At 63.8% G+C, this 19,035-nt stretch carries 19 protein-coding genes; 4 read left to right on the top strand and 15 right to left on the bottom strand.

What is annotated here, in order from left to right; genetic code table 11:
• The 5 genes from FHX10_RS05185 to FHX10_RS05165 all read right to left on the bottom strand — a co-directional run bounded on the left by FHX10_RS05185 (position 1) and on the right by FHX10_RS05165 (position 4,558).
• A complete protein-coding gene (locus FHX10_RS05185; RefSeq protein WP_063475072.1) occupies positions 1-1,029 on the bottom strand; it encodes a zinc-binding dehydrogenase in 1,029 nt (342 codons plus the stop codon).
• A 55-nt stretch (positions 1,030-1,084) separates the two neighbouring features.
• Positions 1,085-2,371 (bottom strand): beta-ketoacyl-ACP synthase, encoded by a 1,287-nt coding sequence (locus tag FHX10_RS05180; RefSeq protein WP_063475073.1) that lies wholly within the window; start codon positions 2,369-2,371, stop codon positions 1,085-1,087.
• An 11-nt stretch (positions 2,372-2,382) separates the two neighbouring features.
• Positions 2,383-3,588 carry a beta-ketoacyl-ACP synthase gene (locus FHX10_RS05175; RefSeq protein WP_028756573.1) on the bottom strand — a complete coding sequence of 402 codons (1,206 nt, stop codon included), beginning with the start codon at positions 3,586-3,588 and terminating at the stop codon, positions 2,383-2,385.
• Entirely contained in the window at positions 3,585-4,067 is a 483-nt protein-coding gene (locus FHX10_RS05170) for a 3-hydroxyacyl-ACP dehydratase FabZ family protein (RefSeq protein ID WP_003564235.1), read from the bottom strand. The genes FHX10_RS05175 and FHX10_RS05170 overlap by 4 nt, the downstream gene beginning before the upstream one ends.
• A gap of 212 nt (positions 4,068-4,279) precedes the next feature.
• The gene (locus FHX10_RS05165; RefSeq protein WP_003540486.1) at positions 4,280-4,558 is read right to left on the bottom strand and encodes an acyl carrier protein; all 279 of its coding nucleotides are present in this window, start codon (positions 4,556-4,558) and stop codon (positions 4,280-4,282) included.
• Positions 4,559-4,977: 419 nt separating this feature from the next.
• Here FHX10_RS05165 and FHX10_RS05160 point away from each other — a divergent pair, with 419 nt between their 5' ends.
• Positions 4,978-5,700 (top strand): Crp/Fnr family transcriptional regulator, encoded by a 723-nt coding sequence (locus tag FHX10_RS05160; protein WP_028756574.1) that lies wholly within the window; start codon positions 4,978-4,980, stop codon positions 5,698-5,700.
• A 40-nt stretch (positions 5,701-5,740) separates the two neighbouring features.
• Here FHX10_RS05160 and FHX10_RS05155 read toward each other — a convergent pair whose 3' ends face one another.
• The 8 genes from FHX10_RS05155 to FHX10_RS05120 all read right to left on the bottom strand — a co-directional run bounded on the left by FHX10_RS05155 (position 5,741) and on the right by FHX10_RS05120 (position 12,375).
• The gene (locus FHX10_RS05155) at positions 5,741-6,169 is read right to left on the bottom strand and encodes a L,D-transpeptidase (protein WP_028756575.1); all 429 of its coding nucleotides are present in this window, start codon (positions 6,167-6,169) and stop codon (positions 5,741-5,743) included.
• Between the two features lie 149 nt (positions 6,170-6,318).
• Positions 6,319-6,519, bottom strand: a complete 201-nt coding sequence (locus tag FHX10_RS05150; protein ID WP_028756576.1) for a hypothetical protein — start codon at positions 6,517-6,519, stop codon at positions 6,319-6,321.
• 81 nt (positions 6,520-6,600) lie between these two features.
• The gene (cbiB, locus tag FHX10_RS05145; protein ID WP_028756577.1) at positions 6,601-7,581 is read right to left on the bottom strand and encodes an adenosylcobinamide-phosphate synthase CbiB; all 981 of its coding nucleotides are present in this window, start codon (positions 7,579-7,581) and stop codon (positions 6,601-6,603) included.
• On the bottom strand, positions 7,578-8,600 hold the full coding sequence (gene cobD / locus FHX10_RS05140; protein WP_047610276.1) for a threonine-phosphate decarboxylase CobD: 1,023 nt from the start codon (positions 8,598-8,600) through the stop codon (positions 7,578-7,580). The genes cbiB and cobD overlap by 4 nt, the downstream gene beginning before the upstream one ends.
• Entirely contained in the window at positions 8,597-9,904 is a 1,308-nt protein-coding gene (locus FHX10_RS05135) for a cobyrinate a,c-diamide synthase (protein ID WP_047610278.1), read from the bottom strand. Before FHX10_RS05135 ends, cobD begins: the two co-directional genes overlap by 4 nt.
• Positions 9,901-10,740 carry a uroporphyrinogen-III C-methyltransferase gene (gene cobA, locus FHX10_RS05130; protein WP_063475208.1) on the bottom strand — a complete coding sequence of 280 codons (840 nt, stop codon included), beginning with the start codon at positions 10,738-10,740 and terminating at the stop codon, positions 9,901-9,903. The genes FHX10_RS05135 and cobA overlap by 4 nt, the downstream gene beginning before the upstream one ends.
• 190 nt (positions 10,741-10,930) lie before the next feature.
• Positions 10,931-11,884 (bottom strand): nucleoside hydrolase, encoded by a 954-nt coding sequence (locus tag FHX10_RS05125; RefSeq protein ID WP_028756566.1) that lies wholly within the window; start codon positions 11,882-11,884, stop codon positions 10,931-10,933.
• Between the two features lie 71 nt (positions 11,885-11,955).
• Complete coding sequence (locus FHX10_RS05120; RefSeq protein ID WP_047610280.1) at positions 11,956-12,375, bottom strand: cobalamin biosynthesis protein; 420 nt, start codon at positions 12,373-12,375, stop codon at positions 11,956-11,958.
• Positions 12,376-12,476: 101 nt separating this feature from the next.
• Here FHX10_RS05120 and FHX10_RS05115 point away from each other — a divergent pair, with 101 nt between their 5' ends.
• From FHX10_RS05115 to FHX10_RS05105, 3 genes are all read left to right on the top strand, one after another.
• The gene (locus tag FHX10_RS05115) at positions 12,477-13,262 is read left to right on the top strand and encodes a TSUP family transporter (protein ID WP_047611645.1); all 786 of its coding nucleotides are present in this window, start codon (positions 12,477-12,479) and stop codon (positions 13,260-13,262) included.
• A 110-nt stretch (positions 13,263-13,372) separates the two neighbouring features.
• Positions 13,373-13,738 carry a nuclear transport factor 2 family protein gene (locus FHX10_RS05110; RefSeq protein WP_028756563.1) on the top strand — a complete coding sequence of 122 codons (366 nt, stop codon included), beginning with the start codon at positions 13,373-13,375 and terminating at the stop codon, positions 13,736-13,738.
• Entirely contained in the window at positions 13,738-14,532 is a 795-nt protein-coding gene (locus FHX10_RS05105) for a helix-turn-helix domain-containing protein (protein WP_183844997.1), read from the top strand. The genes FHX10_RS05110 and FHX10_RS05105 overlap by 1 nt, the downstream gene beginning before the upstream one ends.
• A 5-nt stretch (positions 14,533-14,537) precedes the next feature.
• Here the strand turns inward: FHX10_RS05105 and cobO are convergent, their stop codons facing one another.
• Both cobO and cobN read right to left on the bottom strand, forming a co-directional pair.
• Positions 14,538-15,188 (bottom strand): cob(I)yrinic acid a,c-diamide adenosyltransferase, encoded by a 651-nt coding sequence (gene cobO / locus FHX10_RS05100; RefSeq protein WP_063475075.1) that lies wholly within the window; start codon positions 15,186-15,188, stop codon positions 14,538-14,540.
• Complete coding sequence (gene cobN / locus FHX10_RS05095) at positions 15,185-19,033, bottom strand: cobaltochelatase subunit CobN (RefSeq protein ID WP_063475076.1); 3,849 nt, start codon at positions 19,031-19,033, stop codon at positions 15,185-15,187. The genes cobO and cobN overlap by 4 nt, the downstream gene beginning before the upstream one ends.
• Positions 19,034-19,035 lie beyond the last annotated feature (2 nt).

Below are 19,035 nucleotides of genomic sequence, written 5' to 3'. Positions count from 1 at the left end.
TCAATCCATCTTCAGGATGATCTTGCCGAAGATCTGGCGCGATTCCATCCGCTCCAGCGCCCGGTCGATATCGCTGAAGCTGACTTCGGTGTCGATGACGGGATGCACGAGCCCGCGACCCATCTTCTGCATCGCATCCGCCATGTTCTCCATGCGGCAGCCGAAGGAGCCGAGAAGCTTCAGCTGCTGCTGGAACAGCATCATCAGGTTCATCTCTGTGGAAACACCCGAGGTCGAGCCGCAGGTGACGAGCCGCCCGCCGCGCTTCATGCAGAGCATCGAGCCCGCCCAGGTGTCCTTGCCGACATGTTCGAAGACGACGTCGACGCCCTTCTTCTTGGTGAGCTTGCGCACCACGCCCTCGAAGCGGTCGGTGCGATAGTTGATGACGTGATCGGCGCCAAGCGCCTTGGCCTTCTCGATCTTGTCGTCGGAACCGACCGTGGTGATGACGGTGCAGCCGATCTTCTTGGCAAGCTGGATCGCCGCCGTGCCGATGCCGGAACCGCCGGCGTGGACGAGAATCGTCTCGCCCGGCTCGAGCTTGGCATTGTCGAACAGCATGTGCTCGACCGTGCCGAAGGTGACGGGCGCAAGTGCTGCACCGATCGCATCGACACCGGGAGGAGCCGGCACCAGCAGGCGCGCCGGCAGGTTGACCTTCTCCTGCGCAAAGCCGTCGAGATGGAAGCCGTGCACGCCCGAGACATGTTCGCAGAGATTGTCGCGGCCCTCGCGGCAGGGGCGGCAGAGACCGCAGGTGCGCGCGCCGTAGATCGAGACGAGCTGGCCCGGCAGCACGTTGGCGACGCCCGGCCCGATCGATTCCACGACGCCCGAAGCTTCCGCACCGATGACCAGCGGCATCTTCCGCTTGGCGAAGGCCATGCCGCGCCAGCCCCAGACGTCGATGTGATTGAGCGCCACCGCCTTGACCCGCAACGTCACCTCTCCGGCGCCAGGTGCGTCCGGTTCCGGCAGATCGGTGATCTCAAGCTTGCGGTCGTCGATCAGTTGCAAAGCGCGCATGGCAAAATCCCTCGCCTGAAGGCGTCATCTCTCTCAAAAATTTGTCGGGAACCGCTTAAGCCGGTTCGAGCGCCATGACAAGGCTGGCATTCTGCCCGCCGAAGCCGAAGGAGTTGGAAAGCACGGCTGAAACCTGGGCTTCCCGCTTCTTGTTCGGCACGACATCGAGAACGATCGACGGATCGGGGTTGGTGTAGTTGATCGTCGGCGGCAGCGTCCCGGTCAGCATCGTCTGCAACGAGAACACCGCCTCGACGGCACCCGCTGCCGTCAGCGTATGGCCGATCATCGACTTGTTCGACGAGACCGGGATGCCGACGAGCCGCTCGCCGAAGACGGCCGACATCGCCCCATATTCCATCTTGTCGTTCTCCGGCGTCGAGGTGCCGTGGGCATTGATGTAGCCGATGTCGCTCTCGTCGATGCCGGCATCGGCAAGCGCCGCGCGGATCGTCGCGATTGCCGGGCCGCCATCCGGCGACGACCGGGTGCGATGAAAGCTGTCAGCCTTGTCGCCGGCGCCCTTCATGATACCGAGCACCTTGGCGCCGCGGGCGACCGCCGCTTCCAGCGATTCCAGCACCAGCGTCGCGGCACCTTCGGCGATGACGAAGCCGTCGCGATCCTTGCTGAATGGCTTGGAGGCCTTGGTCGGCGGATCGTTCTGCGTCGAAAGGGCAGACAGCAGCGAGAAGCGGATCAGCGCTTCGGCGCTCAGCGATCCGTCGGTCGCAACCGTCAGCGCCCGCGTCGTGCGGCCCTGGCGGATCGCTTCGATGCCGAGTTGGATGGCGGTGACGCCGGAAGCGCATGCGGTCGACAGCGTCACGGGAAGGCCGCGCGTGCCGAACCGGTCTGCCAGGCGTTCGGAAATCGCGCCGAACAGTGCCGCCTCGTGGAAGGCCGGGTCCGGGCGCTGGCGCAGCGCCGTCAGGAAGCGCTCATAGGCATCGCCCGGATGGTCGGAGGCCGGTGAACGGTCGGCAAGCTCGAAACGCGCGCTCCATTCCGGCTCGATCGGCGGGGCGGCGAGGAACAGCGGGCCGTTGAAATCGCCGGAAAGGCCGGCATTAGCAAGCGCCTCGATCGTCGTTTCGCGGGCAAAGGCATAGGAGCGCTCGACAGCATTCGGCACTGGGATGCCGATGAAATCGACAGTGCCGGCGATCCGAGTCGACAGGCCCTCGGTCGGGAAACGGTTGATCTCGTGGATACCCGACGTGCCAGACGAGAGCGCTGCCCAGTTGTCGCTGAGGCCCTGACCGAGCGAGGTGATGATGCCCATGCCGGTCACCGCCACGATCGGACGGCCGAGATGATCCCTGTAAGCGGAAGCTGTCATGTCCTTACTCCTCACGCATCTGCGGAAAGAACGGCAACACCTTCGCCGCGCTGATGTCCGACCGTGGTTACGACGGCGGCGGTGGCGCCTGCCCGCATCGGCGCCTCATGAGCGGCATCGAAGGGCGGAACCTTGGCCTTGCCATCGACGGCAAGGGCTGCAAGCGCCAGCCCCAGCGTGAACTGCGTCTCGATCGTATGGCCGGTGACGCCGCCGAAGCCGCGGATCGCAACGTCGGGCAAATGATGTTCGAGCACCGCCCGTTCACGGGCGGCAAGATCGTGCATACCGGTCGAGCCGGAAAAGACCGCCGTGCTCTCGGCGGCAAGTCCGACGGCCGGTGCCAGGAGCCGCTCCAGCCGGACCTCGAGATTGCCGGCATTGCGGTTGCCGCGGTCACCCTCGACCGCGTCGATGACGGCGTAGATATGGGCACCGCGGGCTTCGGCATGCTTGCGCGATTCGAGCACCAGGAAGGCGCCGGCCGAACCGGTGATCATGCCGCCGCCGTCGCTGGGTCTCCGCGACCAGAGCGGCACCCAGTCGCCGCGCGCATGCGCGCCGATCGCTTCGGTGAGCAGGATCATATCGGGCCGTTCGGCCGCGAAGGCGCCGCCAACCAGCGCATGCGAGGATTCGCCCGACTTGATGCGGTAGAAGGCGGTCTCGACGGCTGATATGCCGGCCGCTTCCTCGCCCATGAAGGTGCGCGAGGAGCCGGTGACCTTGTGCACGATCGAGATATTGCCGGCGAGCAGGTTGGAAAGCTGGGCAAGGAACAGCGTCGGCCGGAGCTCCGTCGTCAGCTTTTCGTTGAGCAGCAGCTCACGGTCGTTGCGCTTCAGCGCTTCGTCGACGATCAGCGTATCGACATTGATGTCACGCTCGCCGCCGCCGGCCGCCACGATCATGTCCATGGCGCCGCAGGCCTCGATATCATCCTTGAAGCCGGCATCGTCGAGCGCAAGACCGGCAGCGAAAACGCCGATGCGCTGCCAGTTCTCCATCTGGCGCTGGTCGCCGCGCTTGGCGATCTGCTGCGACCAGTCGATCTCGGGCAGCGGATGCACCGGATAGGGCTTGAACTTCTCGGTCTCGACGATCGCCTTCGGGGTAGTGCCGGCCGAAAGCAGCGCGATATGCGCATCCTTGCCGACGCCCTGACAGGTGACGATGCCGATGCCTGTGATGACGACGTCGTTTGCAGCCTTGCTCATCCAATCACTCCCTGCGCCGCGATCGCTTCGAGAAGCCCGATCTCGCCGGCACGTTTCTTCACGATATCGCCGAGCGGCACCTCGGAAAACGGCATGGTGCGAAGCTTCAGCTGCGCATCGCAGACCTTCTTGCCGGCGCTGGTGATTTTAGCCTTGGTGACCGCAAAACCCGAACCGTCATGCTCCAGAACCGCCTCGATGTCGAGCACCGCTTCCGGCTCGACGAAGGTGCGCATCTTGGCGCCGTCGACAGTCATCAGGAAAGGCATGGCGGCAAAATCGGTGACGGCAAGCACCAGCATGCCGGAGGCCTGCGCCATGGTCTCGATCAGAAGCACGCCGGGGACCAGCGGCATTCCGGGAAAATGGCCTTCGAAAACGGGGCTCTTGGCCGGCACGACGGATCGCGCCTTAAGCGTGCCCTTCTTCAGGTCCACCGCTTCGACGCGGTCAATCATCTGGAAATATTCCAGCAGCATTCGGATCCTCCGGCCCGACAGGCCAGATCCGCCCGCCGGTGACGCCTGAAGCGCGTCGCATAGAAGCTGGTCGCACTTTAGGTCTTTGTTTTGTGCACGTCGTCGCCCCAAAACCGCTGCACGCTTTTGGGCGACATGCACTAGTTAGGAACGAAACCGCCCGGCCGCCATATTCACGGCGGCAGGGCGTTCAAAAAAGACTTTTATGTCGCTCAGGCCTTGGCTGCTTTGAGCTCGTCGATCTTGGCGCAGAGGTTCTTCAGCACGAAATATTCTTCGGTGGAAACCTTGCCTTCGTTGACTTCCTGCGTCCACTTTTCGAGCGGAATCTTGATGCCGAATTCCTTGTCGATCGCAAAGACGATGTCGAGGAAATCGAGGCTGTCGATACCGAGGTCGTCGATCGTATGGCTCTCCGGCGTGATCGTCGCGCGGTCGATCTCGCTGGTTTCTGCAATAATGTCGGCAACTTTATCGAATGTAGCGGTCACGCGCTGTACCTCATGAAATGACGATTTAAACCTCCTCATAGGCAAATCCATTTCAAAAGCCAATGCTTTCGTCCCGGCGTTGCGGCAATTTGCCGGTTGGGTGTTGCCTAAACAGCAATGGAATGCCGGTCTTTGCCGTCCCCGGGACGGGCGCCGAGGCGCGCGGCGATGCCGCACCCGAAAGCCCGCCCAGCCGGAAGGCGAAAAAGCCGTCCGAATCAAACCCGCGAACGGCCCTCGCATCGCGGCAAACGCAACTTCCGGCAAAACCGGCGGGCGGGGATGCTTTGATCTAAATCAAACAGCGATCCCGGCGAAATTGATAATCCTCAAGGCGCGCTGGGGGCATGCGCGGGCATGGGCCATGCCGGACGCGCCAATCCTGCCGGCCATACGAAGATTTCAAAAGGGATCAGGACATGGATGTTGCACGCAGTGAGCTTTTCGAGACCAGCACTCCTGTCGCTTGCGCTTCCTGCCAGGCGCGGCACGGCGTCGTCTGCGGCGCCCTGTCGAGTGGTCAATTGAGAGAGCTCAACCGCCACTCTCTGCGCCGCAAGATCGAGGCCGGCTGCGAAATCATCGCCCAAGGGGCGGAAAGCTCTTTCTATTCGAACATCATGCGCGGGGTGGTGAAGCTCTGCAAGGTGATGCAGGACGGGCGCCAGCAGATCGTCGGGCTGCAATTCGCCCCCGATTTTGTCGGCAGACCTTTCGTGCGTGAAAGCACGCTATCGGCTGAGGCTGCGACCGACGCCGAAATCTGCGTCTTTCCCCGTAACCTGCTCGACCGCATGATATCCGAGACACCAGAGCTGCAGCGCAGCTTGCACGATCAGGCGCTGAAGGAGCTCGATGCCGCGCGCGAGTGGATGCTGACGCTCGGCCGGCGCACCGCAGGCGAGAAAGTCGCAAGCCTGCTTTACCTTATCGCCACACATGCCGAACCGCAGACCGCCACGAGCACCGCCTTCGATCTGCCGCTATCGCGCGCCGAGATCGCCGATTTCCTCGGGATGACGATCGAAACCGTCAGCCGCCAGATGACCAAGCTGCGCAAGCGGGGCGTCATTCACATCGAGAACTTTCGACATATCGTCGTCCCCGATATGGATGAGCTGCAGAGCATGACCAGCGCGTAAAAAAGGGATCAAATGCCGCATTCGGCTTTCCGGTCCGGGATCAGCGCGTGATTATGACACGGGTATTGGCAAGGCCGGCCTGTCGTGCCAGCGAGAAGAACTGGGCAGCATTGTCCGGATGTAAGCGAACGCAACCATGCGAGGCCGGCCGGCCCAGCCGCTTCAGGTCGAAGGTGGCGTGAACGGCGTAACCGCCGTTGAAAAACACGGCGAAGGGCATCGGCGCATTGTCGTATTTCCTGGAGCGGTGATCGCGCGACAGCCATTTGGCGCTCCACGAACCGGTCGGCGTGACATAGCCGTTGCGCGCGGTCGAAACCTTCCAGCGATATTTGACGAAGCCGTTCTCGGTAACGGTCATCGTCTGCTTGCCGATGCTGATATTGGCGACCAGCGTTGCGGCCTGAGCGGCAACCGGAGAAAACTGCAGCAATAAACTTGCGGCCGCAGCCGCCAAAATCGTCTTCATGATAACCCCTCTTCGGCCCGCGCAGCTTCATTGCGCCCTCACGGAAGAGAGACTACGGCAATACTTATTATATTGCTTTAATCCGAATGGTAATCACAACTCTAACGAGCCAAGGCGGGAGTTACCGGAGTAAGACACCGGCCTCTGCTTCACTGGAGCTTGCGCGCCGCCGAAGGCTGCTTGAGCTGTTGGTAGGCCTTGTTCATCTTCTCGCGGATCGAGGCCATTGTGCCGAGATTATGCCCGCAGGCCGCACAGGTGATGATGTCGGTCTCCCGGATCTCGGGACGTTCGAACTTCATCTTCGTGCTCTTGCACTTCGGGCACGGTAACTCAACCTGAACTGTCATCGCTCTGCTTCCGGTCTGATAAGATATGAGGCGGTTCGAATAAACCTTTGCGGCGGCCATGTCCACCGGGCGTGATGTACCCTAGAGAAAACACAAGAACAGCCCGAAGATGATGCCCGTAAGCACCATGCAGCTGGCATAGAACACCGAAACGCCGTCCTCGATATCGGCCGCAGTGGCCATATCGCGCCCGGGATTGTTGATCATCGGCTCGGCCACGATGACGCCGCCATAGACCCGAGGGCCGGCGAGTTGGACATTGAGCGCACCTGCCATTGCCGCTTCCGGCCGGCCGGAATTCGGCGAGCGGTGGAGGCCGCCATCGCGCATCGCCACCCGAACCGCTTCTCGGCTGGCACTGGTGCCGCGCCTGATCCAGGCGCCGGCGGCGATCAGCAGGATCGAGAGGCGGGCGGCCGGCCAGTTGGCGACATCGTCGAGCCGGGCGGCCGCCCAGCCGAAATCGATGTATTTTTCCGACCTGTGGCCGATCATCGAATCCGCGGTGTTCAGCATCTTGTAGGCAAGCAGTCCCGGCAGGCCGAAGACGGCATACCAGAGCGCCGGCGCCACCACGCCATCGGAGAAATTCTCGGCAAGGCTTTCGATCGCCGCGCGGCAGACGGCCGGCTCGTCCAAAGTCTCGGGATCGCGCCCGACGATGCGGGAAACGGCGGCCCGCCCACCGGCAAGCCCTTCGTCGCGCAGCGCAATAGCGACGGCCGCGACGTGATCGGCAAGGCTCTTCTGCGCCAGGAAGATCGCCACCAGCCCGGTCTCCAGCAGGATGCCGGCAAGGCCGAACAGCGCGAAAAACCGGTCGAACACCAAGCCTGCGGCCACTGCCAGAAGAAGCAGCGCCAGGATGGCGGCGACGCCGTTCATCCGGCGTTGCGAGCCTGTCAGGCTTGATGGGTTGAGCTGCTGGTCGGCATAGGAAATCACCGCGCCGAAGATGGCGACGGGATGCGGCACCCGCGACCACAGCCATTGCGGATCGCCGAGGATCCGGTCGAGCAGCAGCGCCAGAAGCAGCACGAGAAGGTTTTCGTCGATCGTCATCGCTCAAATCTCTGAAGGGCTTCGATAAGCCGCCTGTCCGCCGCCCCATCGGGCGTCAGCCCGAAACGCAGCCACTCCGGCGCATAATCGAACTTGCGGACGAGAATATGATGGCGGCAGAGATGCGTGTAAATGTCGCCGGCTCTCGCATCGGCGACAAGGGTAAACAGCGCCGTTCCCCCCGCCGTCCGTAATCCCGCTCCCATCAGCGCCGCATGCAGACCGGCGCAACGTTCATCGATACGGCTACGGATCGAAGTAACATCCGAGCGCAGCAGCGACGCTGCAATCGAAAGCGCCGGGCCGGAAACCGCCCAGGGGCCGAGCCAATCCTCGAAGCGCGCGAGAATATCGCTACGCGCAATCGCAAAGCCGAGCCGCAGGCCGGCAAGTCCGAAGAACTTGCCAAAAGAGCGGAAGATGATGAGGTTGGAAAGTTCTTGCACGCGAGCCGCCAGGCTCAGCGCCGGATCGGTATCCCCGAAAGCCTCATCGACGACGAGCAGCCCATTTGCCGCTTTCATCCTGTCGTGCAGTGCGACCAGCGTTTCCGTCGACCATATGCGCCCATCCGGATTGTTCGGATTGACCACAACCGCGAGCCGATGCTCGATCCCGATTGCGGCAACATTATCGACCGCGTCGACGGCAAAGCCGGCCGAAGCGAAGGCGCGCGCATATTCCCCATAGGTCGGCGATACCACGGCAACCGTGTCGTCCATGGCGCCAACCGGCTTACCCGCCGCGATGAGGCGCGGCAGCAACTGGATCACCGATTGCGTGCCGGGCACCGGCAGCGGCAGGATCTCGCCGCTGCCATAATGATCGCGCGCCGCGCGCCTTGCCTCATCGACGAGATGCCGGTCCGGCAGCCGATGCCAGGCCCTTGCCGGAATGTCGGGCAAGGCGACAGGGCATGGATTGATGCCGGTGGAAAGATCGAGCCAGTCTTCCGGCCTGCCGCCGAAGGTGGCGGCAACGGCGGTGATGCCGCCGCCATGGGCGATCGGTGCGCTCATGCGGCAGCTCCGGCCAGATCGATCAGATGCATGTAGGAGCCCGCCACCTGGTCGCGCCGGAGGCCGGCAGCACCCAGATCGGTTCCGAGGGCATCCTGCGTTGCAAACAGCCGATTCCCCTCGCCCTCGGAGACGACGGTGGAATAGTGGAATTCATGCGCCGTCATCGTCCGCGCGAAAAAGGCGCCGTCGAGCGGCATGACGCGGCGATAGCCGAGATGGCGTTGCCGCTTGGCATAGCTGGTGACGACGGGCAGCAGGCCGAGCATTTCGTGGCGGCGCCCTTCCGCGTCAATCAGCCCGTCGCCGAGCACCATGTAGCCGCCGCACTCGCCGTAGATCCTGGTGTCTCGTGCCGCCGCATCGAGCATGCCGGCGCGAAAATTCTGCGCCGCGGCCAGCCGCCCGGCATGCAGCTCGGGATAACCGCCCGGCAGATAAATCGCATCGGCATCGCCAGCCGGCGCCTCGTCGGCAAGCGGCGAGAAGAAGGAGATCGCAGCACCCCGGCGCCGCCAGCCGAGCAGCATGTGCTCATAAGAAAAGGCAAAGGCGACATCGCGTGCCACCGCGATACGGGCGCCCAGCGGCATCAGCCGCTCGATATTGGCGGCCGACGGCCGGTTGAGCCCCTGCCTGGCGATGCGCAGCAGGAATTCAAAATTGCATTCCTCGGAGACCGCATCCGCCGCGTGATCGATGAAATCTTCGAGGCTCGCATGTTCGCCGGCCTGGACGAGGCCGAGATGGCGCTCCGGCAGCGAAAGCGCCTTGTCGCTGCCGATCACGGCGATGACGGGCATGCGGATAGCCTCAAGCGCCTGGCGCAGCATCGCCTCGTGCCGTTCGCTGCCGACCTTGTTGAGGATGACGCCGGCAACGCGGACATCGGCGCGGAAACCGGCAAAACCGGCGACCAGCGGCGCCACCGACTGCGACATGCGCGAGGCATCGACGACGAGCACCACCGAAAGACCGAGCTGGGCGGCAAGATCGGCCGCCGTGCCCTTTCCGTCGGCCGCTCCGTCGAAAAGCCCCATCATTGCCTCGATGACGAGGATGCGGTCGCCGGAGCGATGCAGGGCCGCATTGGCCGAGATCAGTTCAGGGCGCATCGCCCAGGGATCGAAATTCAGGCAGAGCGTGCCGCTTGCCGCCGCATGGAAGGCGGGGTCGATATAGTCAGGACCTGCCTTGCCGGGCGCGACCGCGATGCCGCGGCGGCGAAGCGCTCTGAGCAGCCCGAGCGTCACCGTCGTCTTGCCGGCGCCGGAGGAAGGGGCTGCGATCAGGAGGCCGCTCATGCCTGCACCTTGCCGGACCGGCGGAACGGATCGGGTTGCAGGCGCCGTCCGCCGAGCGCGCCGAGCCAATCGAGCGAGGCTCTGAGCCGCACCACCTCGCCGACGACGACCACCGCCGGCGGCTCCAGCCCGGAGGCGGCAACAGCCTCGGTCGCCTCTCCGAGCGTCGTTTCCACCACCTGCTGCCGGCCGGTGGCGGCATTGCAGACGAAGGCGACGGGTTCCGACGGCAGCCGGCCGGCGGCGATGAGATTGGCGCTGATCTCGGCGATATGCTTCATCGCCATATACATGACGATGACGGGCGAGCCCCGGCCGATCGCCTCCCAGTCGATCCTGTCAGGCACGATACCGGAGGAATCATGGCCGGTGAGGAAGGTCACGGCATGGTTGATATCGCGATGTGTCACCGGAATGCCGGCATAGGCAAGCCCGCCGATACCGGCGGTGACGCCGGGCACGATGCGGAAGGGAATATTGTGCTCGACCAGCGTCAATGCCTCCTCGCCGCCGCGGCCGAAGACGAAGGGATCGCCGCCCTTCAGCCGCAGCACGCGCTTGCCGGCGCGCGCCAGATCCACCAGCCGCAGCGAAATGTCGCGCTGTTTCGCCGAAGGCTTGCCGCCGCGTTTGCCGGCATATTCCACCAGCGTTTCCGGCCGCGCCAGTGCCAGGCATTCCTCGTTCACCAGCGCGTCGTGCACGATGACGTCGGCCTCGAAAAGCCCCTTGGCGGCAAGCAGCGTCAAAAGCCCGGGATCGCCGGGACCGGCGCCGACGAGCCAGACGCTGCCCGGCTCCAGCGCCGGAAGATGGGAGAATGCGGCATCGATCATCATGTTGATCTAGGCCCCGCAAAGGGCAAGGTCAACGCCGCGCCCGTCACCTCACTGGAAGTTGCTGAGATTGCTATGACTCACTTCGCAAAGAGGCGGATTCGATTTCACAACAAACCCGCTCAACAATATGAATAGATTATAATATCATCAAGAAGGCCAGCCGCGGCGCAGCCGGCCTTCCCGACCGTCAGGCGGCAAGCAGCGTGTTGCGGATGAGGTCGATGACCTTCTCCGATTCAATGCCGGTGCAGACGATCTGGCTCGGCAGGCCGTCCCAGTCTCCATTAGGCGGAAAATGCCGGCCGTCCCGCTTGACGATCGTCTGGCCATCGGCGATGCCGCCACAGACGACGCGCACAGCACCCGATATCGACGAGAACAGCTCGGGCGCCACGACATAGACGCCGGCGCAGCTGTCATGCACCATCATGCCGTCTTCGACCGCGTGCTTATAAAAATCGATATAGGACTGCGAGAGCGCGTCGAGCTGCTTGAGAGCCTTATCACCCCTCGCCGCCATCTCGCCGAGATAGCTGCGGCTCATCGTGGTGATCGCGGTGACGTCGAGGCCGATGACGGCCACTTTCCACGGCGCGGTCATGACGATGTCGGCAGCCTCGGGATCACCGTGAATATTGGCCTCGGCGACCGGCGAGACATTGCCCGGCACATAGAAATTGCCGCCCATGATAACGACGTCCTTGACCAGCGTCGCAATCTCGGGGTCTTCCTTCAGCGCCAGCGCCAGGTTGGTCATCCGGCCGACGGCGACGAGGCGGACCTCACCCGGGTTGGCGCGCACCGTGTCGATGATGAAGCGATGCGCCGGGCGCGCATCGAGCGGCAGGTCGATCGTTTCCGGCACGTCGATATCGCCGAGACCGTTGTCGCCATGCACCATGGCCGGCCACGGCCGCTCCGCACGCGAGGAATCGATGGTGACGCTGGCGCCCTTGGCAACCGGTGCCGCAATATTCCATTCGCGCTTGAGGAAGAGCGCATTGCGTGTCGTCGTCTCGACTGAAGCGTTGCCGAAGACCGTGGTAATGCCGAGAAGGTCGATCTCGGCATGACGGTGCAGGAAAAGAAGCGCCATGGCGTCGTCAACGCCAGGGTCGGTGTCATAGATGACCTTGTGCATGAGATATCCTCTAGATGTGAACCCGTGAAGCTGCCGGACGGCGCCGCGAATTGGCGCCACCATAACGTCGGCTAGGCTTTCTGCAACCCGCTGCGGGCAACTGCCGCCGTCGCATGCGCAGATTTGATTTTGGCGACGGCAAGCTCGGCATCCGGCCCCGCAGCCGCCAGCGCAGCTGCCTCGGCAACCCCATGGCAGCCGACGCGAGCAAAGACCTTCGCGGAGGGATTCTTGAGCCGCGGTGTCTCCTCTTCCAGCCGCGGCGCGTCGAAAAACACGACGGGCACGGAAAAATGCGCGGCAACGGCAAGGATCGCCGGCTCATGTCTCCGGTTGTCGATCGAGGCAATGGCTGCGAGTTCCGCAGCAGCAATACCGGCTGCGTCGAGCGCTGCGATCGCAAGCGCCAACACCTCGGCAGGTAGCGTCCCCCGCTCGCAACCGAGGCCGAGCACGTGGCGCCTCGCCCTACCGAAAGAGATATCGCTCATGGAAAACCGCCGAATGCGCCCTGCCCGTGTCCTCGCAGCCATTGCAGCTTGGTGCGGCAAATGCAACAAGGCCGTCCGAAATCCCTCCCTGGAATACCACCTTGCCCGATATCGCCTTCCATCTGCTTCTGCTGCTCTGCATCGCTGCCTTTTTTGCCGGTTTCGTCGATTCCATTGCCGGCGGCGGCGGCCTCGTCACCGTTCCCGTCATGCTGATCGCCGGCATTCCGCCGCTCCAGACCCTCGGCACCAACAAGGTGCAGTCCCTCTTCGGCGCCGCCTCGGCCACGATCGCTTATGCTCGCAAGGGCCATGTGGAGCTGCGTGAGCAATTGCCGATGGCGCTGATGGCCATCATGGGCGGCGCACTCGGCGCCGCACTCGCCACGATCGTGCCCGGTGAGGTGCTGGAGGCGATCATGCCGGTGCTGCTGGTGGCGATCGCGATCTTCTTTGCCGTCAAGCCGAACCTCAACGACCTCGACAAACACCGTCTCATCACACCCTTTGCCTTTGGCTTGACGCTTGTTCCGGTCATTGGCCTCTATGACGGCGTCTTCGGCCCCGGCACCGGTTCCTTCTTCATGCTGGCCTTCGTCACACTCGCCGGCTTCGGCGTGCTGAAGGCGACGGCCCACACCAAGCTTCTCAATCTCGGATCGAATTTCGGCGCGCTCATCGTCTTCGCAAGCTTCGGCGCGATCCTCTGGAAGATCGGCCTGTTGATGGGCATCTGCCAGTTCCTCGGCGCGCAGCTGGGTTCCCGGCTGGCCATGCGCATCGGCGCAAAGCTCATCAAGCCTCTGCTCGTCTTCGTCTGCATCGCCCTTGCGGTGAAGCTGCTCGCCAACCCGGCAAATCCGCTGCGCATCTGGCTCGGCGCCTGACACGAACCCTCGACCATCTTCATTACCTCTGGCGTAATTGATACGGTACATCGCCTTCCCGCATGATCGGGCTGCCTGGAATTGACGGGCGATCAAGAGGAGATGACCTGATGAATGACGCAAACAACAACGCAGAGCGCTATCTCGCCGTCTGGAATGAGACGGATGCCGCTCGCCGCCGCGCCCTCATCGCCGAGAGCTGGAGCGAAGCCGCGACCTATATCGACCCACTGATGCGCGGTGAAGGCCATGAGCAGATCAATTCGCTGGTCGAGGCGGTGCAAAGCCGCTTCCCCGGTTTCCGCTTCGCCCTGATCGGCGCGGCCGACGGCTACGGCGATAACCTGCGCTTCTCCTGGGGGCTCGGCCCGGAAAATGGCGAAGCGCTGATCAAGGGCACAGATTTCGCCGAGCTCGAAGGCGGCAAGCTGAAATCCGTGCGCGGTTTCATAGATTTGCTGCCGGAAGCCGCCTGATGTCGCCGACCGCCCGCTCGCTTGGAGACCATCTGCGCGAATGGCGCCAGCGCCGCCGCATGAGTCAGCTCGACCTCGCGCTGGAGGCGGAGATCTCGCAGCGGCATCTGAGCTTCATCGAGAGCGGGCGCTCGACACCAAGCCGCGACATGCTGCTGCATCTTGCCGAACGGCTCGACGTGCCCCTTCGCGATCGAAACCCGCTGCTGCTCGCGGCGGGTTTCGCTCCTGTTTTTGCCGAACGCAAGCTGGATGATCCCGCACTGGAACCGGCCCGTCGCGCCATCGACATGGTGCTGAAAGGGCACGAGCCCTTCCCAGCAATCGCCATCGACCGCCACTGCACACTCATCGCAGCCAATGCGGCCATTGCGCCGTTGCTCTCAGGCGTTGCCGACCAGTCCTTGCTCTCGCCACCCGTCAACGTACTGCGCCTCAGCCTGCATCCACAAGGATTGGCGCCCCATGTCAAAAACCTCTCCGAATGGCGCGCCCACCTTATCAGCAGGCTGCGCCAACAGTTCTCGGCTTCGGGCGATCTAATGTTGGACAAGCTTTTGAAGGAGTTGCTATCCTATCCAGCGCCTAAAACTGCCGGCGAGGTCCATACCGACTATGCCGGCATCGCCGTTCCCCTTCAACTTTCGACCAAGGCCGGCCTGCTTTCCCTGATTTCGACAACGACGGTCTTCGGCACACCCGTCGACATCACGTTGTCGGAACTCGCGGTCGAATCTTTCTTTCCGGCGGATGAGGAAACGGCGGCCATCCTGCGCAGCCTCGCGCTCAGCTGACCGTCTCAGAACTCCACGCCGGGCTGGCCCTTGACGCCGGAGCGGAAGGGATGTTTGACGAGTTCCATCTCGGTCACCAGATCGGCGATCTCGATCAGTTCCTCCTTGGCGTTGCGCCCCGTCAGCACGACATGCGTCATCGCGGGCTTCTCGGTCTTCAGAAAGGCGACGACGTCGTTGATGTCGAGATAGTCGTAGCGCAGCGCGATGTTGATCTCGTCGAGCAGCACCATGGAATTGTTTTCGTCGCGGATCAGTTCCTTGGCCTTTTCCCAGGCGGCCGAGGCGGCCGCGACATCGCGGGCGCGGTCCTGCGTTTCCCAAGTGAAACCCTCGCCCATCGTGTGGAACTGGCAGAGATCGGAGAAATGCTTCTCGATCAGGTCGCGCTCGCCGGTCCACATCGCACCCTTGATGAACTGCACAACGGCCGAGGGCTTACCGTGGGCGATGTGGCGGAAGATCATGCCAAAGGCGGCCGATGATTTTCCCTTGCCCTTGCCGGTATGGACGATGATCAGGCCCTTGCCGTCGGTCTTAGTCGCCATGATCTTGTCGCGCGCCGCCTTCTTCTTCGCCATCTTCTCGGCGTGGCGCGCATCGTCCTTGCCGGTCCCGGCTTCTGCGATCTCGCTGTCAGGAGTCTCGTCACTCATTGGTTCACCTCATTCTGTTGTCTGGCGGCCAGGTCGAACTGGGCCGAATTGCTGCGCGGCGTCCAAAGACTGCGGTCGACGGCTTCGCGCAGCCGCTCCCTCATCTCGTCGAATGCAGCCGGGTTCTTCTCGATCATGAAATCGCGCACGGCGGGATCGGCGACGAAGGCCTGGTAGACCGCCTCGAAATGATGAGCGCCGACCGCCCCCGTCGTCGCCGAAAAGGCGAAGAGATAATCGACGGTGGCGGCAATCTCGGCCGCCCCCTTATAGCCGTGGCGCATGACGCCTGCGATCCATTTCGGATTGACGACACGTCCGCGCACGACGCGGCCGATCTCCTCCTCGAGCGAACGGATCACCGGCTTTTCCGGCCTGGAATGGTCGTTATGATAGATCGAAGGACGCGCGCCGGCGAGCTGTTCGGCCGCCGCCGCCATGCCGCCCTCGAACTGGTAGTAATCGTCGCTGTCGAGCAGGTCGTGCTCGCGATTGTCCTGGTTCTGAATGACGGCCTGCACCGAGCGCAGCCGCTCCTCGAACAGGCCGCGTTCGGCCTTGCCTTCCTCGCCGGCGCCATAGGCATAGCTGCCCCAGACGAGATAGGCTTCGGCGAGATCGGCGCGCCGCTCCCAGCCCTTTTCGTCGATCAGCGCCTGCAGGCCGGCGCCATAGGCACCAGGCTTCGAACCGAAGACCCTATAGCCCGCCCGGCGCCTTGCCGAGACCTCGTCCAGACCGGCGGCGGCAAGCCTTGCGGCCTCGCCGCGCATGCGCGCTGCGATCGGATTGTCGGCCTCGTCCTCGTCAAGCGCGCCGACGGCGCGGATCGCCTTGTCGAACAGCGCGATCTGCTCGGGGAAGGCATCGCGGAAAAAGCCGGAGATGCGGAGCGTCACATCGACACGCGGCCGTCCGAGCATCGCCGGCGGGATGATCTCATAGCCGGTGACACGGCGCGAGCTCATGTCCCAGAGCGGCCTGACGCCGATCAGCGCCAAAGCCTGGGCGATGTCGTCACCGCCGGTGCGCATGTTCGACGTGCCCCAGGCCGTCAGCCCGAAGGAGACAGGCCATTCGCCGTGATCCTGCACATAGCGGCGCACCAGCAGCTCTGCGGACTTCTTGCCCAGCTCGTAGGCCGCCGGCGTCGGCACGGCGCGACTGTCGACCGAATAGAAATTGCGGCCGGTCGGCAGCACGTCGGGCCGCCCGCGCGTCGGCGCGCCGGAAGGCCCGGGCGCGACGAACCGGCCGTCGAGCCCTTTAAGCAGCCCGTCGATCTCGGCGGGGCCGCAGGCAAGGATGGAGGGCTTGAGGCGGGTGTCGATTTCGGAGAGCACCGATCTGGTTTGAGACCAGAGGGACGGGCAGTCCATCTCGCCGGAGACGAATTTTGCGGCCAGCAGTTCGATGCGCTCGACGGTGTCTCCATTGGTCCGCCAGGCGGCGTCGAGAATATCGGCGACGATTGCGGGCTTCGGGCGGGTCCAGGCAGTGGCCATGTCGCAATCGAGAGGGTCGAAGATAGAGGCACCCCGCACGACGCCGCTCAATCCAGCATCCGCCGCGATCGCCCGCTGCAGGCTCGCATCCCCGCCCTCACCCAGTCCGCGCGGCACCCGCGCCAGCGCCACGGTCAGATCGGTCAAGAGCCGCCCCTCGGGCGACACGCCGAACACATGCAGCCCGTCGCGGATCTGCATTTCCTTGAGGTCGCAGAGATAGGCGTCGAGCTTTTTCAGCGCCTCACCCTCGCTTTCGCCCTTCGTTATGCCGGCGTCGCGGTCGAGGCCGATATCGGCGACGAGATCGAGAATCTGCCGGCTGAGCAGGCGGATGCGGCGGGGATCGCCGCCGGAGGCCTCATAATATTCGTCGACCAGCGCTTCCAGGTCTTTCAGCGGCCCGTAACTCTCGGCCCGCGTCAAAGGCGGCGTCAGATGATCGATGATGACGGCAGCGCTGCGGCGCTTGGCCTGCGTGCCCTCGCCGGGATCGTTGACGATGAAGGGATAGAGATGCGGCAGCGGCCCGAGGATCGCCTCGGGATAGCAGCTTTCCGACAGCGCCAGCGCCTTGCCCGGCAACCATTCGAGATTGCCATGTTTGCCCATGTGGATGACGGCATGGGCAGCGAATTCGCGGCGCAGGAAAGCGTAGAAGGCGAGATAGCCGTGCGGCGGCACGAGATCCGGCGAATGATAGCTCTCCTTCGGATCGATATTGTAGCCGCGCGCCGGCTGGATACCGACGAGCACACCGCCGAACTGGGCAAACGGCAGAGCGAAAGCTGCCCTGCGAAAATATGGATCGTCTTCGGGATCGCCCCAACGGGCTCTCACCTCATCCTGAATCTGATCGGGAAGAGATTCCAGGAAGCCGTTGTAGAGACTCAGGGAAAGCGTCTCTCGGATGATCTTACCGTCATGACCGGAATTGGTCGGTCCTTCCATCAGATGGCGGATCAGCGCATCGCCGTCGGCCGGAATGTCGGCGACCGGATAACCCGCCGCCCGCATAGCCTTCAGCACTTCGATGGTGCCGGCCGGCGTATCGAGGCCGACGCCGTTGCCGAGCCGACCGTCGCGATTCGGGTAATTCGCCATGACGAGCGCGATACGCCGGTCGCCGGCGCAAGCCCTCCGCAGCCGCGCCCAGTTGGCGGCAAGCTCCGCCGTATAGCGCACCCGGCCGGCATCCGGTTCGCTGGCGACGATATTCGTCTCGACAGCCGCATCGTAACGCGCCGCCGTCTTGAAGGAGACAGCCCGCGCCAGCACCCGGCCGTCCACCTCTGGGAGCGCCACATTCATGCCGAGATCGCGCGCCGACAGGCCTTGCGAGGAAGCCGCCCACGCCTCCCTCGAAGAAGCCGACAGGATAGCCTGCAGTACGATCGCCTCATTCGCCTCCAGCACCGTTGGCTGCCGATCCGCACCCGGTGCCGAGACGGCAAAGCCAGTCGTGTTGATGACGACATCGGGCTTCAGTGCCGAAAACACGCTTTCGAGAATGCCTGTCGAAACGGGATCCTTGAGGCTATAGGCAAAGACCGGCAACGGCCGGAGGCCAAGTGCGACCAGCGCCTCGACCAGCGCCTCGATCGGCCCGGTTTCGCCGCTTTGGACGAGGGCGCGGTAGAAGCTGATAGCGACGACGGGGGAAGGTGTGGGTTCGATTCCCATCTTCTCCGTCGAGTTTGAGGTACCCCCCTCTGTCCTGCCGGACAAAGAGGCAGCCACGCGCCAAGACTCCTCCGCAACAACCCGCCGCCACTCCTCAACCCCGATCAACCCTCGCCCCGGCCACCAGATGCCGGCCTTCATCAGTGGCACCGCCGGCGCCGGCTTCTCCATGCCTGCCAGCATCGCCCCGGCATAGTCGAGGAAGGCCCGCGCATTGGCATCGCCACCCTCGATCAGATAGGCCCACAGCGCATTGAGATCGTCGAGATCAACATTGGAGAAAGGGACGAGCCCGGCATCCGGCTTCGCATCACCCGGCAGCACTGCGATCAGCGCACCGGCGCGGGACGCTGCCGCATGCAGCGCTTCCAGCGCATAATGGAAATAGCTGGCGCCGCCGAGCGCCCGCACGACAATCAGCTTGGCATGCCGCGCCGTGCGCTCGACATAGGTATCGACCGACATCGGATGCTTGAGGCTCATCAGGCTGGCGAGCCGCAGCGAATGCTGCCCACCGCGGTCGCGGTGGGCGGCTGCGATCGCGGCAAGCTCGCTGTCGGCAGCCGACAGGAACAGGATCTCGCCCGGCGTCTGCCCGAGGTCGATCGCCTCCTCGCCGTCGCTGATCGTTCCCTGCTGGGCCAGAAGCAGATGCATTG

Origin of the sequence: Rhizobium sp. BK591, assembly GCF_014195045.1 — a bacterium.
Taxonomy (GTDB): Bacteria; Pseudomonadota; Alphaproteobacteria; order Rhizobiales; family Rhizobiaceae; genus Rhizobium; species Rhizobium anhuiense.
The sequence above is the reverse complement of the archived record's forward strand: the minus strand, read 5'-3'. Positions and strand labels throughout refer to the sequence as shown.

Coding starts and splice junctions, on each gene's coding strand:
- cbiB (WP_028756577.1), bottom strand. CDS start 7,581: ATGACGATCGACGAAAACCTTCTCGTGCTGCTTCTGGCGCTGCTGCTC.
- cobN (WP_063475076.1), bottom strand. CDS start 19,033: ATGCATCTGCTTCTGGCCCAGCAGGGAACGATCAGCGACGGCGAGGAG.
- FHX10_RS05180 (WP_063475073.1), bottom strand. CDS start 2,371: ATGACAGCTTCCGCTTACAGGGATCATCTCGGCCGTCCGATCGTGGCG.
- FHX10_RS05110 (WP_028756563.1), top strand. CDS start 13,373: ATGAATGACGCAAACAACAACGCAGAGCGCTATCTCGCCGTCTGGAAT.
- FHX10_RS05175 (WP_028756573.1), bottom strand. CDS start 3,588: ATGAGCAAGGCTGCAAACGACGTCGTCATCACAGGCATCGGCATCGTC.
- FHX10_RS05150 (WP_028756576.1), bottom strand. CDS start 6,519: ATGACAGTTCAGGTTGAGTTACCGTGCCCGAAGTGCAAGAGCACGAAG.
- FHX10_RS05105 (WP_183844997.1), top strand. CDS start 13,738: ATGTCGCCGACCGCCCGCTCGCTTGGAGACCATCTGCGCGAATGGCGC.
- FHX10_RS05125 (WP_028756566.1), bottom strand. CDS start 11,884: ATGCACAAGGTCATCTATGACACCGACCCTGGCGTTGACGACGCCATG.
- cobO (WP_063475075.1), bottom strand. CDS start 15,188: ATGAGTGACGAGACTCCTGACAGCGAGATCGCAGAAGCCGGGACCGGC.
- FHX10_RS05170 (WP_003564235.1), bottom strand. CDS start 4,067: ATGCTGCTGGAATATTTCCAGATGATTGACCGCGTCGAAGCGGTGGAC.
- FHX10_RS05135 (WP_047610278.1), bottom strand. CDS start 9,904: ATGAGCGGCCTCCTGATCGCAGCCCCTTCCTCCGGCGCCGGCAAGACG.
- cobD (WP_047610276.1), bottom strand. CDS start 8,600: ATGAGCGCACCGATCGCCCATGGCGGCGGCATCACCGCCGTTGCCGCC.
- cobA (WP_063475208.1), bottom strand. CDS start 10,740: ATGATCGATGCCGCATTCTCCCATCTTCCGGCGCTGGAGCCGGGCAGC.
- FHX10_RS05155 (WP_028756575.1), bottom strand. CDS start 6,169: ATGAAGACGATTTTGGCGGCTGCGGCCGCAAGTTTATTGCTGCAGTTT.
- FHX10_RS05185 (WP_063475072.1), bottom strand. CDS start 1,029: ATGCGCGCTTTGCAACTGATCGACGACCGCAAGCTTGAGATCACCGAT.
- FHX10_RS05160 (WP_028756574.1), top strand. CDS start 4,978: ATGGATGTTGCACGCAGTGAGCTTTTCGAGACCAGCACTCCTGTCGCT.
- FHX10_RS05120 (WP_047610280.1), bottom strand. CDS start 12,375: ATGAGCGATATCTCTTTCGGTAGGGCGAGGCGCCACGTGCTCGGCCTC.